The 14,112-nt window shown below is 61.8% G+C and carries 11 protein-coding genes; all 11 read right to left on the bottom strand.

The features are described 5' to 3' along the window. Nucleotides 1-5 precede the first annotated feature (5 nt). Nucleotides 6-2,486, bottom strand: coding sequence for a poly-beta-1,6 N-acetyl-D-glucosamine export porin PgaA (gene pgaA, locus BM70_RS0107690; RefSeq protein WP_025855461.1), 2,481 nt, complete (start codon nucleotides 2,484-2,486; stop codon nucleotides 6-8). 298 nt (nucleotides 2,487-2,784) lie between these two features. After that, nucleotides 2,785-4,281 carry a YdgA family protein gene (locus BM70_RS0107685; RefSeq protein WP_025855460.1) on the bottom strand — a complete coding sequence of 499 codons (1,497 nt, stop codon included), beginning with the start codon at nucleotides 4,279-4,281 and terminating at the stop codon, nucleotides 2,785-2,787. A 146-nt stretch (nucleotides 4,282-4,427) separates the two neighbouring features. Then, a complete protein-coding gene (locus tag BM70_RS0107680; protein WP_025855459.1) occupies nucleotides 4,428-5,060 on the bottom strand; it encodes a hypothetical protein in 633 nt (210 codons plus the stop codon). A gap of 81 nt (nucleotides 5,061-5,141) precedes the next feature. Then, the gene (locus tag BM70_RS0107675; protein WP_025855457.1) at nucleotides 5,142-6,584 is read right to left on the bottom strand and encodes an efflux transporter outer membrane subunit; all 1,443 of its coding nucleotides are present in this window, start codon (nucleotides 6,582-6,584) and stop codon (nucleotides 5,142-5,144) included. Continuing rightward, nucleotides 6,581-7,471 carry an efflux RND transporter periplasmic adaptor subunit gene (locus tag BM70_RS0107670; RefSeq protein ID WP_025855456.1) on the bottom strand — a complete coding sequence of 297 codons (891 nt, stop codon included), beginning with the start codon at nucleotides 7,469-7,471 and terminating at the stop codon, nucleotides 6,581-6,583. The genes BM70_RS0107675 and BM70_RS0107670 overlap by 4 nt, the downstream gene beginning before the upstream one ends. Next, complete coding sequence (locus BM70_RS0107665; protein ID WP_025855455.1) at nucleotides 7,468-7,677, bottom strand: DUF1656 domain-containing protein; 210 nt, start codon at nucleotides 7,675-7,677, stop codon at nucleotides 7,468-7,470. Before BM70_RS0107665 ends, BM70_RS0107670 begins: the two co-directional genes overlap by 4 nt. Beyond that, the gene (locus BM70_RS0107660; protein WP_025855454.1) at nucleotides 7,674-9,752 is read right to left on the bottom strand and encodes an FUSC family protein; all 2,079 of its coding nucleotides are present in this window, start codon (nucleotides 9,750-9,752) and stop codon (nucleotides 7,674-7,676) included. The genes BM70_RS0107665 and BM70_RS0107660 overlap by 4 nt, the downstream gene beginning before the upstream one ends. Next, nucleotides 9,749-10,159 carry a MarR family winged helix-turn-helix transcriptional regulator gene (locus tag BM70_RS0107655; RefSeq protein WP_025855453.1) on the bottom strand — a complete coding sequence of 137 codons (411 nt, stop codon included), beginning with the start codon at nucleotides 10,157-10,159 and terminating at the stop codon, nucleotides 9,749-9,751. Before BM70_RS0107655 ends, BM70_RS0107660 begins: the two co-directional genes overlap by 4 nt. Before the next feature lie 354 nt (nucleotides 10,160-10,513). Then, a complete protein-coding gene (locus BM70_RS0107650) occupies nucleotides 10,514-11,986 on the bottom strand; it encodes a Fic family protein (RefSeq protein WP_025855452.1) in 1,473 nt (490 codons plus the stop codon). Nucleotides 11,987-12,087: 101 nt separating this feature from the next. Beyond that, on the bottom strand, nucleotides 12,088-12,333 hold the full coding sequence (locus BM70_RS0107645) for a DUF2789 domain-containing protein (RefSeq protein ID WP_025855451.1): 246 nt from the start codon (nucleotides 12,331-12,333) through the stop codon (nucleotides 12,088-12,090). A gap of 33 nt (nucleotides 12,334-12,366) precedes the next feature. Further along, complete coding sequence (locus BM70_RS0107640; RefSeq protein WP_025855450.1) at nucleotides 12,367-13,971, bottom strand: glycosyltransferase family 39 protein; 1,605 nt, start codon at nucleotides 13,969-13,971, stop codon at nucleotides 12,367-12,369. Nucleotides 13,972-14,112: the final 141 nt, after the last annotated feature.

Raw genomic sequence — 14,112 nt, 5'->3', positions numbered from 1 at the left:
CTCTTCTAGAAACGGTAAGTGAGGTCGACGAGCAAACGCAGGTCGCGTTCGCGATCACCGTCGTAAGGTCGGCTGATCAGGCTCAGGTTGGCGCCGGCGTCCAGTACATCGTTCCAGCGAAAACGTTGGCCGTAGCCGACCAGACCGATGCCACCGGTGGAGTAATCCCGCTGGCTATACGTACCCGCACCGACCTGGAACTGCTGACTCCACTGGGTCTCGTAGCGGTGATAGAGCACATGGTTGATGTTGAGGACCGGCAACACGGTGAAGTCCGACTTCGGATTGAAGTAGACCGTGTCTTCCTTGCTGTTGCGACTGGCGCCGACTTCCAGGCCCAGGTCCACTTGCACTTTTGACGAGCTGTAGAGGCCTTCGCGGCCGCTGAGCAAGGCTTCGAAGCGGTCGTTGCCGTCGCTGAAGTGGGACGGGCTGAGGGTCAGTTTCCACTCGCGACTTTCGTTGGCACGCCAGCGGATGAAACCGCTGCCGCCATTGGCCGTAACCCCGTCATTCAACGCCCGCAGTGGCGTGGTGGACAGGAGGTAGCCAAGGCTGCCGCCGTATTGCCAGTTGTCATTGATGTCGCGGGCAATCGACACGGCGGCGCCTTGTTTCGAGCCATCGCCGTAGGAGTGGTTGGAGACCTCGGCTTCAATAGTCATGTCGCGGGTTCGCCGCTCCACGCCGACAACCTGCCAACGGTGCTGGCCGGTGCCCTCTTCGAAATCGGCGCGGGCATAGCCGGCACCGGCGAACACGCGCCAGTCTTCGTCGATGGGCGGCGTGTAGAGACGGCTTTCAATGCCCCAGTCACGACTCCCCGAGACCGCACCCGCATCGCCGTTGTTGCCGCCGCCGAAGCTTTTGCCGGTATAGGCCTCGACCCGCAGCTCGGCCATGTCATGCACATCGCGCAGACGACTGAGGCGCTGCACCTGACGGTTGTCCGGGTTACGTGCGACCACGTCATCGGTCAGCACGTCGAGCTGGCGCCACTCCTGCAAGTCCATGGCGGTGTAGGCCTGGCTCACTTCCAGGCCAATGTCGCGCGGGGCCTGGGCTTCGGTTTCCTTGAGAATGCCTTCGGCGCGCCGTGGCAAGTCGCGGGCGCGGTACATGTCGGCCTGGGCCAGGCGCAGGCCGACATTGCCTGGGGCTTTTGCCACCAGCGCTTCCAGGCCGGCTTCGCTGCCCGGCAGGTCGCCGCCGAAGACGCCAGCCTGGGCTGACAGTTGCTGCGCGTCCATCCACGCATCGCTGGGGTTGCCGATGGGCAAGCCCTTGAGTTCGACCCGTGGGCTTTGGCTTTTGGCCAGGGTGTTGGCGACCTCGCGAGCGTCGTCGGCTTTGTCGCTTTCCTGCAAGGCGTAGAACAACGCGGTGGTGTCTTCGACCCGATCATCGGGTTCGGCGTCGGGTGCACTCAGCGCCTGGCGGTACAACGGCTCGGCTTTTTCCGGCTGGCGTTGGTCGAGGTAGGACGCCGCCACCCAACGCACGGCATAGGTGGGCAACTGCACACCTTCGGCCTTGAGGGTTTCGTACTCGCGGATCACGTCAGCGGTGCGCGCCCGTGCCTTGAGCGCGCCCAGGCGGTCGATGCGCCAGGTCAGCACGTCATCATGGGCCGTGGCGTCCGGGGTCCAACGGGCGAGGAGCTGGTCGTAGCCCTGCAAGGCCCGGTCAGCGATGACATAGCGTTCTTTCTCGCTGCGCGTGGCGAACTCGGCCATGCGCACGCGCTCGGCGGCCAGGTCACCTTCCAGGCGACGCTGGGTCACAGGGTCCACAAGCCCCGGACGCTGGGCCGACAGGCGCAACGCAGGTTCCGGTAAACGGGCCTTTTGCAGGGCGACGATGTATTCGCGGGCCACTTCAGGTTTGTCGCCGGCGCGGATAAACGCCTGGTCGAATTCATGCAGCGCGTCGAACTGCAAACCGGCGCGCGTCAGCGCGTAGCCGAGGGCCATGCGCCGGTTGGGGTCATCGGGCTTGGCGGCCACCAGCGCGCGGGCGCGCTGCACCGCCTCGCTGGCTTTACCACCGTCAGCCTGAGTGAGGGCCAGGCCCAATTGCAGATCGACATTGTTCGGCTCACGCAGCAACGCCTTGCGATAGACCGCCTCGGCCTGCGCCCACTGCTTCTGGTTTCGATACGTGCGCGCGACCGTGGCCAGCGCCTGGGCGGTCAAGTTGCGATTCTGCCCCTGGGCCTCGTACACCTTCAGCACTTCGGCGTCCTGACCGGCCCAACCGGCGATCACCACATGATCACTGATCTGGCCTGGTGTCTGGCGCTCGGCAGGCAATTGGCGCAATTGAGTAAGGGCGGGTGTGAAGTTGCCGTTGCGCGCCTGGATGATCAGGGCGTCATAGGCCGGGTCGGCCATGGCAAAGGTGGGCATCAGCAACTGGCTGCACAAGGTTACCCCGATGAGCAGCCGTAACCGGCCTGAGGCACTGAGTGGAATGTTTCGCAGCATATCGTGAGCTTCCTTACACACGGAAAGCTGTAACGATAGGTGGTCCTGAGCGATTTGCATCAGGGCGTCGGCGTCTCGTGACCCGACCTAGCTTTCCTGTAGGAACTATCCCCGACACGTGTACGAAAAAGAACAAATCAGAACAATTGTTCAGAATTGCGTGCACACCTGAAAAACGAATGGGGGAGCGGGGTTACAGGCAATAGGGCGGACCGGACGACACACGCGCCGACCGTTTGACCCTTATCGCCTGCAACCCCGCTCCCCCATTATTTATTTCTGGGCGATGGCGAAATCTTTACTGCGCGCCGCCGACCGCGCCGACTTTGGACATCACGAAGCCAATGAACTGCTCGACGGTCATCTTCTGGCCGTTGAAGGTCACTTCATTGTTGGCGTAATGCAACTTGGAAACCACGTCGCTGCCCACCAGGGTCGCCAATTGCGTGCCAACGGCCATGCCGCTGACCATTTCGCTGGCCATCTGGGATTGCTGCTCGATGGCTTTAGGATCGGTCACGCCGCCAACCTGGGCTTGCAGGGCGGCAACGTCGGCGATCATCGGCTTGGACAGGCTCAGGTTGGCGTCCAGCAGCGAGACCATTTGCTTGCCCAGCTCAACCGGCGGCAATTCCATGGAGGTCGGCTTGGTCAGGTCCAGCACCAGGTTGAACTTGCTTTCACCGTGGGTGGTTTTCAGCGACAGGTTTTCCAGCGCCAGGTGCGGCTTGGCGGCCAGCAACTGGTTGACGTTGGCTTCGGCCAGGGCTTGCTCGGCTTCGGTCAGTTGCAGCTCCGGCACCGGTTGGCCGGCAGCAGCAGCGGCTTGCACTGGTTGCATCTTGTCCTGGTACAGCTTGGTCAGCACCAGGCCTGACGGCACATCGATGTTCTTCAAACTCAGGGCCATGGCGGCGGAGCCGACTGGTTTGCCCTGGTAGCCGATCTCGTCGATCTTGTAATCGACACGGCCGGCCATGTTGTTGTCTTTGACCTCGCTGGAGTCTTTCTGCTCGAAGCCTTTAAGGGTCAGCACGGCTTTCTGCGGGCCGAAGGTGAGCTTGGTGTCGCTCAGCTCCACGGTATTCTGCCCGGTGTAGAAGCCGAAGGTGGATTTCTCCAGGTTGCTGGCGACGGTCAGGCCAGCGAACTCAGCATCGAACGGCGCGCCATTGGCATCGACCACCGCCAGCTTGAGGCTGTTCATGTAGCCATCGACCTTGACCTTCTTGCCCTCGGCGGTGCTGTCGAAGTCCAGGTTCAGGCCGGAGAAGCTCGCAGAAGAGGTGTCGTCCTTGAACTCCAGCGGCAGCAGTTCAAGGTTACCGCTCACCGAACGGCTGTAGCCGATATTGGCCACGCCTTTGAGTGGCGGCACGTCTTTGGCGGCGGCGAACCATTTTTCGGTGGTGGCGTTCTTTTCCAGTTCGTAGTGACTGGTGGCCATGACCGGCAACCACTTCAGCGACACCAGGCGCGAGAACGGCAGCGGGCCGTGTTCGATATGGTCGACGATCAGCAGCTCGGGGTTCGGGTTCTGCTCGCCGAAGAACGAGCCCTGGCCCTTGAGGCGATAGTGCGCGGTACTGCTGAACAGGCCACGGTCCAGGGACACCAGCTCCAGGGCAACGGTGCCGTCGACACCGGCCATGGAACGTTGCAGTTCCTTGTTGGCGTCCTGCACGGCGGTTTGCAGTACCGGCTCCAATTGCTTACCGGTGTACCAGGCACCGCCTGCACTGACGACGCCCACGGCGACAACGAAACCCAAAAGAACAACGGCTGGCTTATTCATGAAGTGACCTGATCAAATCCTGTGAGAAGTGGGCTGTCTTCCTTGACCCCCGAAGGGATTGGCTCAAGCCCGCCGAAAACGGGGGAAGATTAGCACTGGCGGCCGCGAACGGCCCAGCTTTTCAGAGGGATCAGTTCAGTAGTAGTTCAGGAATACTCCAGCTCAATTTCATCCAGTTGGTGGTCGAAACTCTTCAGCCGCGCCGTCCAGGTGTACACCAGCACCTCAAATTCGCGGTGTATCACGGCATTGCCGGGGGTGTCGGCCTTGGGGTCGCAGAAGTCCAGTTGGTAGCGCTCGCGGGCCATCTGGGTTGCCACATCGGACAATTCCCGCGCGTTATTCAGCCAATGCCTGCCGTCGGCGACTTGCCGATCGAGGACCACGCACTGTTTTTTCAGGACTTCGAGGCTTTTTTCCAGGGGGGTGCCGGTGAGGTCACCCATGACTTCCTGGAAGGTCCGCCCCGGCTGCCAATAGCTGCCCCAGAAATAGCGATCGAACACCGTCTCGACCCGGCGCAGTGCGACTTTGGTGTCCCAGATCGCCACACGGGTCTTGCCTTGTTCAAGAAGCTTCTTTTTCACCCGTTGATTTTGGTAAGAGGCCCAGGCCACGACGCCGATGGACAGGGTGCCGATCACCAGGCAGGCGCTGTCGAGAAATACCATGGCCTTGTCGAGTTGGTGAGCCAGCATGACACCGTAGAAATAGGTAGCCGAGAGCAACACCAGTGCGAAACACACGCACCAGAAAGCGGGAGCATAAGGGTTTTTCATTATTGGAATCCCCATGAGCAAACGCGAGCAGTGACAGGTAGAGCGTCACGGCGCTCCACCTGTCAAAGCATAGTCATTCGCTCAGGGTTTGCCGGGCTGTGACGCTTGCGTTCGTCCGCTTTCCCAACCACCGCCCAGGGCCAGGAACAGATCGATCTGGCTCATGGCAACCTGGGTATTGGCGGCGGCCAGTTGCGCGCGCACATCGGTGTAGGTGCGGGTGGCCTGCAGGTCGGCCAGGAACGACGCACGGCCAGCCTGGAAGAAACGGTGGGTCTGGTCCGCAGCCTCCCTGGCAGACTCGCCGGCCTCAGCCAGGGCGTCACGACGTTGCAACTGCGCGGTGTATTGGGCAAGCCCGGTCTGGGTTTCGCGGATGGCGTTGAGCACCACGCCGTCGAAGTGCGCCAGGGCGCCCTGGGTCGCGGCTTCGGCTTCGTGGATACGCGCGCGTGCGCCGTTGGTCGGCACCGACCAACTGATCAGCGGGCCAAAGCCCCAGCGGTTGGTCGCCGGTGCGCCCAGGTCATCGAGGATCCCGACAGTGCCCACCGTGGCGCCGATGCTGATGTCCGGGTACAGCGCCCCGGTGGCCACGCCGATTCGCGCAGTGGCGGCGGCCAGTTGGCGCTCAGCCTGGCGGACATCCGGGCGCCGCTTGAGCAGGGTCGCGCCGTCGCCGACCGGCAGCAACTGGGCGATGTGCGGCAGTTCGGCGCACGTGCCGGTGCCCGCCGGCAGTTGGTCCAGCGGCTTGGCCAGCAGCATCGACAGGCGGAACAGGCCGGCCTGGCGTGCCGCTTCGTAGCGCGGCATGTCGGCGCGCAAGGATTTGTATTGGGTCTGCGAACGGGTCACCTGGGTTTCATCACCCCGCCCGGCGTCGCGCAGGCGCTGGGTGAGCTTGGTGCTTTGGGCTTGCAGGTCGAGGGACTCGTTGGCAATCGCCAGTTCTTCGTTGGCCGCACACACCTGTGTATAGGAACGCACCACATCCGCTACCAACGTGATGCGGGCGATGTCGGCAGCAGCCTGGGCCGCATCGGCGCTGGCCTGGGCGCTTTCGATGCCGCGCTGCAGGGTGCCGAACAAGTCGAACTGGTAGGACGTGCTGATGCTGGCGCTGCCAATATTGGCCACTGGGACTTTTTCTGTCAGCAGAAAGGCTTCGCCCGACTCTTGCAGGCGCTGGGCCTCAGCCTTGGCGCCGGCGCTCCAGCCGCCTGCGGACTCCGCTTCCTGGGTCTGGAAACGCGCGCGTTGCAGGTTGGCGGCGGCCACACGCAAGTCGGTGTTGGAGGCCATGGCCTGGCGTACCAGCTCGTCCAGGCGCGGGTCTTTATAGAGTTTCCACCAGTCCGCCGGCACCGGCGCCGACACCACGTTATTGCCTTCACCCGCGAGCGGCCCTTGCAGGTCGCCACGGTTGACGGCCGACGTTTCCGGCAACTTGTAATCCGGCCCCACCACCTGGCAGGCCGACAGCAACAACCCCAGCGCAGCGGTTGCCAGCAGTTGCTTCATGGCTGGTCTCCGTCTTTGGCCTTGTCGCCGATGATCGATACCGTGGCAGTGCGCCCGGCGATCATGCGGAAGTCCGCCGGCACATCATCAAAGGCGATACGCACCGGAATCCGCTGGGCCAGGCGCACCCAGCTGAACGCCGGGTTGACGTTGGGCAGCAGGTTGGAGCCGCTGCTGCGGTCGCGGTCTTCGATACCGGCGACGATGCTCTGCACATGGCCACGCAGGCGGGCGTTGTCACCGATCACGCGGATGTCCACGCCCATGCCGACGTGGATGCCGTCGAGCTTGGTTTCTTCGAAATAACCATCGATATGGAAGGAATTGCTGTCGACCACCGACAGCACCGGGCGACCGGCGGTGACGAACTCCTGGGTGCGCGGCGCACGGTCGTTGACGTAACCGTCCACGGGGCTGCGGATCACCGAGCGGTCGAGGTTCAGTTGGGCGGAATCCACCGTCACCTGGGCTTCGGCCAGGGCCGACTGGGCACGGGCGACGCGGGACTGGCTTTCTTCCAGTTGCTCGCTGGGCACCAGGTTGCCGAGGCCACGGTTACGCTTGTACTCGCGCTGGGCCTGGGCCAGGGTTTCCTGGCGGTCGGCCACGGCGGCCTGGGCTTGGCGCAGGGCCAGCTTGAAACGGTCCTGGTCGACGGCGAACAGCACCTGGCCCTTGGTCACCAGTTGGTTGTCGCGCACGGCCACCCGCTGGATCAGCCCGGACACGTCCGGGGCAATCTGCACGATGTCGGCACGGATGTGGCCGTCACGGGTCCAGGGGGCAAACATGTAGTACATGACCATGCGCCACACCACGACGATCGCGAACGTCACGATCAACAGCGTCAGGACTACACGGCCGATGGTCAAAAAAGGTTTTTTCATGTCATCAGGTATCGACTGAGTGAGTCCACCGCGCCCAGCAACAGCGCGTAGAGCCCCAAATTGAACAATGCCCGGTGCCAGACCAGGCGATAGAAGTGGACGCGGGTCAATAGCCCATGCACCACCAGGAACAACACGTACGTAATGCCCATCAGCACCAGCAGCGTGGGCAGGAACACCCCGCTGATATCCAGATCACCGATCATAAAGGCGCTCCATCAGGTAGCGGCGCTTCCATTTCGGTGCCGCCAATAAATTCCACGCCCGGCAACAGCGACAAGCGCAGCCCGGCCAACGCATGCAGCAGGTGCAGGCGAGTGTCGTCTTCGTCTTGCAGGCCCTGGCCGTTGAGGGCGCGGCGCGTGCGGTCCAGGGTCATCAGCAGACCGCTGGGCGCCGGCAAGCGTTCACCGGCCTTGAGGCAAGCCTTGAAATAGCCGCCCACGCCTTCCACCACCTGGTTGAGCAGCACCCTTGGCACGCCGAGGATGCGCGGCGAGTAGGCCAGCAGGTCGAGCAGGTTCAGCGCCACGCGCAAATCGCGCAGGGCGGTACCGGTGTCCTGGTTGATCAGGGCCAGGCGCGGCAGGTGCTGCATCAAACGGTCGAGCATCTGCACGGCCATGTGCCGGTGTTCGGCCAGGGTCGCGGGCTCGGTAAGGCTGACGATGTCGCGCCAGCTGAAACGGGTCAGGCGCTTGGCCGCCAGCTCAGCGCCGAAGGGCCGTGCGATCAGTGTCCACACAAACGCAAACAGCAGGCCCACCGGCCCCGCCAGGTTGACGTTGGCGAAGTTGAGGAAGTCCGCGTCATAGGCGCCCTGGATGCTGATGAACGACGAGGTGTTCACCAGCGTCAGCAACATGCCCAGGTAGAAACGCGGCTGCACGGTGAGTGTGCCAATGCAGATGAACGGCACCGCGAACGCCAGCACCAGCATCGGGAAGTCATGCAGGTTGGGCAGCACCAGGAACAGGTAGAGACTGGCGAACAGCACCGACATGGCGGTCCAGAAAAAGAACCGGTAGATCTGCGGCGCCGGGTCGTCCATCGAGGCGAAAAAGCTGCAGGCGACGGCGGCCAGGATCACCGCGCTGCCGCCGTCAGTCCAGCCGAGCAGGATCCACAGCACCGAAGCGACAATGATCGCAGTGACGGTGGAGAACGCCGAGTAGAACATCAACCCACGGTCGAGGAACGGCGTGAGCCGGCCCAGGCGCCAGTGACGGTACACGGCGCGCCAGGTGTCCTGGCTCTCGCACTGAATGGCGACTTGCAGGCTGCGGCAGTCTTGCCACAGGTCGATCCACTCCGCGAGGCGGTATAGCGCATTGGAGAACAGCAGCGTGTGGCGGTCGTCCAGCGCTTCGCCCTGGGGTTGAGCGGCATCGACCTGGTCGCGCAGCGCGCGCCAGCGCTCAAGGGGCGCTGTTTCGGTGGTGCTTTCCAGCCAGGCGTTGGCGGCTTCCAGCAACGGCGTGAGCTGATCGACGAACTCCGGTGCGCGGTGTTCGATGGCGTACACCGCGTCATCCAGGGCATCGATCACCGGCAGCAGGTGGATCATGCGCCCGCGCAATTCCTTGGTATTGCGCACCGTCTGCGGCCGTGCGCCCTCGTGGGGCAACTGGCCGATCATCAATTCAAGGGTGTTGAAGGTGGCGACCATACCGCCGCGCAGGGTGCTGATTTCTTCAGGCTCGACTTTGCGCGTGAGAAAACGCTGGCTGTAGACCTGGGCGTCGGAAAACCACTTGGCCACCGAGCCATCGAATACCGGCATCAGCCGGCGCGGCCAGAACATCGCGCCCACCACCGCTGCCACGGCGATGCCGAGGAAGATTTCTTCGGTACGCGCCTCGGCTACATCCCAGACAGCCAGGGGGTTATCCACCACCGGCAAGGCGATCAGCGGCAAGGTATAGCCGGCGAGCATCAGTGCGTAGTTGTTCGCGGTACGCAGGTGCATGGAGAGAAACAGCAAGGTGCCCGTCCACAAGGCAATCACCACCACCAGCATGTAGGGCGACTGCACGAACATCGGCACAAAAATCACCGCCGCCGCCGCCCCCATGAACGTGCCGATGGCGCGGTACAGCGCTTTGGAACTGGTAGGGCCGACAAACGGGCTGGACACGATATACACGGTAGCCATCGCCCAATACGGACGCGGCATTTGCATAAGCATGGCGATGTACAAGGCAATCATCGAGGCCGCGAAGGTACGGACACCGTAGAACCAATCACGGGCGGGCGGGAAACCGGTAAAAAATCCGTTCAAAGCGACGCCGCCTCGAAAGCGCGCAGCACACGCAGCGCGGCTTCCATATCACCTTGGGTCATGTCGGCCAGCACGTCCTTGCGCAGGCGCACCAACTGCGCCTCCACCGCTTGCACCAGCTCACGCCCACGCTCGGTGAGGCTCAGGGCCTTGGCGCGACGGTCGTGGATATCTTCGGTACGGCACACGTAGCCGTCGGTACACAGCCGATCGAGCAGGCGCACCAGCGACGGGCTTTCCATCCCCGACGCCTGCGCCACTTTGACCTGGTGCACACCGTCGCCCAGGCGGCCGATCATCAACAACGGCACGGCGCAGGCTTCGGAGATGCCATAGCTCACCAGCGTGGTCTGGCAGATTTTGCGCCAATTACGGGCGCCCACCACCATGCTGCTGCTGAGGTTCATCTGGAGTTGTTCGAGGGATTGAGGCACTGGAAAGTTCGCATACAGTTAGTTTGCTAACTATCAATATGGTGGATGGATCCAAATGCGTCAAGTTTTGAAACAATTTTGCGGATGGGTGGTGGTAGGGGTAAGTAAAGCGGGTTTGGGGGTGGATGCAGCATTTTCTGACGCTGCAAATGCCTGTGGGAGCTGGCTTGCCTGCGAGGCGGTGGTCCAGTCGAGATAGAGGCCGACTGGCACTTCGCAATCGCAGGCAACCAGCTCCCACAGTTCGATCAATTTAAGTTTCAGGACTGCTGTTCGCCTGGCCGTCCAGGCGGTGTTGGATTTCGCCCAACATGTCCAAGCGCCCTATTACTCCCCTATTAACCTCAGGGTCTCCTCCTCGATAAACTCAAACACCTCCTCCGCCACGCTGTACTGAAACTGCTTGCGCCGATGCTTCGAAACCTTGCCCTCGTTATCCAGGCACATCATCACCAGCTTCGACAGATCACTGCCACGCACGTCATAACGCTGGTTCACGGCCTTGATCACGCGGTCGTAGCGGTCGAGAAACTCGGTTTCTTCACGCAGTTCCACTTCCAAGGCGCGGTGGGCCATTTGCAGGGTGAATCCGACGCAGCGGGTGGCGTCCCAGTAGCGGTAGATCGAAGGGTGGCCGATGAAGTCGAAGGCCATTTGGTCGCCGTCCAGCCAAGTGACGTTCCAGAATTCCCGCGAGGGTTGGGAGAAGGCTTTGAGGGCTTCCAGATAGGCTTGCTCTTCATGTTTCATCGCGACGGAAACAGGCAGCAACAAGCCGTTTTCCAGTGCACCGTAGTGACAGAGCGTCTGATGGATCAGGAAGCGAGAAAGGCGCCCGTTACCGTCCATGAACGGGTGCAGGAACACAAAGCCGAAAGCAGTGACAGCAGCCGCGACCAATGGATCAACCTCTCTCACAGGCTGATTGGCGAATGCCATCAATTCTTCCATCAGTTCCTGACAGAGCGCCGGCGCAGGCGGCACATAGCTGACGCCCGCCGCGCCACGCAGGCCGTTATGCAGGTGGTTTTGTTCGTGGCGAAAGGCGACGGCTTTATCGAAGGGGTTGGAGACGGTGCTGTTTTGCAGCTCGACCAGGTAGTCCTCTGTCAGCAGGCGGCCTTCATGAGCCTGGCGTAAGAGTTGTACGAAGCGGCGGGATTTCTCTTCACTGGGTTGTTCTTTTTCGATGGCGAACGAGTCGCGGGTTTCGTGGAGATAGGCCCACTGGATCGCGCGGTCCATCATTTCGGGTGGGAGCGTGGCCATGAAGGATTTGGCGCGATCCAACACATCTAGCGCCAATAACGCATCCACCTCAGGTGTTCGCTCTACGGTGGCGCAGTAATGCAGAGAACCCAACCCGTTGAAATCCACCCGCCAGCGGCTATTGCGAATACTGGGGCCGGTGACATAGCGTTCGGGATCGAACAAGGCAACGACACGCCCTCGCACCGGGACAGCATGATCCAGAGTCTGTCCGGTAAAACCTTCCCATAGAAAGCAGGCTTTACGAATAAACGCACCATTGGGGGAGGCTGCCAACCCAGCCAGAAATGGCTCCGGACCAAGACGTTCAAAAACCTGGGCAAGTATGGCGAGATTCACACCCTCATGCTTGAGTGCGAACAGCACGTGCTCAAACAGGGCATGTTGCGCAGGTGCGACGGCATGCGGAACCGCCAGGCAGTTGCCGATCAAGGTGATTCTGGTCACGGGTTTAATCATCGCGACGCGGTGAGGCGGGATGACTTTTAAATCCAGCGATTCGCAGAGATGGGCATATCCGACTGTCGCCAAGGTGAGCTTCCCCAGAAAAAATTCACTTGAGCGATTAAAGCCCAGTTTTTTTTACCTCTCACCATTTTTTTTTACATTATCGTGTTTCGGCAAAATTTTTTTTACACCCCTCGCCCACCCCGCAACATCAGATTCAACTCATCCACCACCTCAGCCCAATCCGCATCCTCCAGAATCTCCTCGCGCAAAAACGCCCTCTGGCTGTCCGTCCAGAAAAACGCATCCGCCAGTTTCAGCTCCGGCTTGAGCGGCGAATGAACCGCCACAAACTTCTCGATACTCACCGGGTCATGCGGCAGACCCAGCTGTTTGAACAGTGACGGCAAGCTATGCACGGGCGATTCCATGATGGGCTCCTGATAGAACGGCATTAACCCAGTCTAGCGGCAGCCCTCGGGTTGCGCCGACGGTATGTTGCACACTACGAACAAGCGCGCCCTGGCACCGCCGCCATCCTGACGACTGAGTTCGCGCCAGCCTTCGGGCAGCGGGGCGAAATCGTCCGGTGCTTCGTTGCTGCTGATCAGCCACACGCGGCGGGTTTCGGCGGGCAGTGCCGACAGATGGTCGAGGTAGATGCGCCCGCCGTCCTGGTCGACCAGGGTGCCGAAGCCGTAGGCATTCGGCCGGGTGGGCGTGCCGTCGGGTTTTGGCGGGGTGTAGAGCTGCAGTTGGGCGTCGGTCTGGTCGTAATACACGTAGCTGAGGTACCACATCATGTCGCTGAGGACGATGCGGTCGTCTTCCTGGTAATTGCGGTTGACGAATTCCACCGGCACGTTGAACTGGTCGTGCTCGTCCACGGTGAAGTTGTTCTTCAACCCCACCAGTTCAACGCCGACAAACAGCACGAACAACGCCGCCCCCAACAGTGCAAACCGAGACGGCAGGCGGTCGATAGCCATCGCCAACAGGATAGGCAAACCCAGGGCGTACACCGTCAGGTAACGCTCGATAAATACCGGGGATATGAACGACACGCCGTAGACCAGCAGCAGTGGCAACAGGAAAAACAGTGCCAGGAGGCTGGCCGGTCGGTGGCGTTCGCGATCACGCCAGGCCGTGATGGCGACGACCGCTACCAGCAGCAGCGGAAACAGCCAGAACAGCGGCGCCCAGAAGCCGACGCCTTCATCCTGGAGCACGAACTGCCAGATCATCGACGGCAGGGAGAACAGGCTGACCGGCTCTTCCCAGCCAATGTCGCCGCCCACCTTGAGTTGTTCGACGTGTTGCACCAGGTCCAGCAGGTTCGGCAGCCACGGCAGGTACAACAGCACAATCGTCACGTTGGCCAACCACCAGGCCGGGCGCAGGATAAGGCGCTGGCCGCGCGGCGCCGCGCCACACAGCACACCCAGCCAGGCCCAATGCACCAGCACGCACAGCGCGGTGAAATAATGGGTGTAGAAACCGGCACTCATCAACACGACATACGCCGCCAGATAACGCGTGCGCTCGGGTTGACGCACCCAGTACACCAGCGCCAGCGTGGCGCCCAGCAACCACACGCCCAGCAGCGAGTACATGCGCACTTCCTGGCTGTAGCGCACCGCTGTCGGCAACAGCGCCAGCAGGATCCCCGCCAGCACCGCCGCCCGCCGACTGGACAGTTGCCGGGTCAACCAGATGCCCAGGCCCACGGCGACCACACCAGGAATGGCGCTCATGCCGCGAATCGACCAGATGCTGTCGCCGAACAGCTCGATCCAACCACGCAGCAGAAAAAAATACAGCGGTGGGTGCACGTCGTGCGCCGCGTGGAACCACAGGTCTCCCAGGGCGTATTCACTGAGCAGCAGGCTCGAGCCCTCGTCGCCCCATATCGCTGCCGACGTCAGGTGGTAAAAACGCAGCGCCATGGCCAGCGCCAGGATCGGTACCCACCATAGTCGGCTGATCCAGCCGGCGCCTTCCCACGTGAGGCGATTAAGTGCGGGCAACGTCCCGACCTTTTCGTTTTGCTCTACCACAGACCGACGCACCTCAATTCCCCTGATTGCCCAAGCGCAAACACCGCCACTCTAGGACAAAAGCCCCGGATCCGCTGCTGGAATCGGACAAATCAGCAATTTGTGCAGGGCTTCTCCGAAGCGACCCCAGGAACACGCTATTATTGCCCCCCT

Source organism: Pseudomonas sp. CHM02 (assembly GCF_000612585.1).
Lineage (GTDB): Bacteria > Pseudomonadota > Gammaproteobacteria > Pseudomonadales > Pseudomonadaceae > Aquipseudomonas.
The sequence above is the reverse complement of the archived record's forward strand: the minus strand, read 5'-3'. Positions and strand labels throughout refer to the sequence as shown.

Coding starts and splice junctions, on each gene's coding strand:
- BM70_RS0107645 (WP_025855451.1), bottom strand. CDS start 12,333: ATGGAATCGCCCGTGCATAGCTTGCCGTCACTGTTCAAACAGCTGGGT.
- pgaA (WP_025855461.1), bottom strand. CDS start 2,486: ATGCTGCGAAACATTCCACTCAGTGCCTCAGGCCGGTTACGGCTGCTC.
- BM70_RS0107665 (WP_025855455.1), bottom strand. CDS start 7,677: ATGATCGGTGATCTGGATATCAGCGGGGTGTTCCTGCCCACGCTGCTG.
- BM70_RS0107685 (WP_025855460.1), bottom strand. CDS start 4,281: ATGAATAAGCCAGCCGTTGTTCTTTTGGGTTTCGTTGTCGCCGTGGGC.
- BM70_RS0107680 (WP_025855459.1), bottom strand. CDS start 5,060: ATGAAAAACCCTTATGCTCCCGCTTTCTGGTGCGTGTGTTTCGCACTG.
- BM70_RS0107655 (WP_025855453.1), bottom strand. CDS start 10,159: ATGAACCTCAGCAGCAGCATGGTGGTGGGCGCCCGTAATTGGCGCAAA.
- BM70_RS0107675 (WP_025855457.1), bottom strand. CDS start 6,584: ATGAAGCAACTGCTGGCAACCGCTGCGCTGGGGTTGTTGCTGTCGGCC.
- BM70_RS0107670 (WP_025855456.1), bottom strand. CDS start 7,471: ATGAAAAAACCTTTTTTGACCATCGGCCGTGTAGTCCTGACGCTGTTG.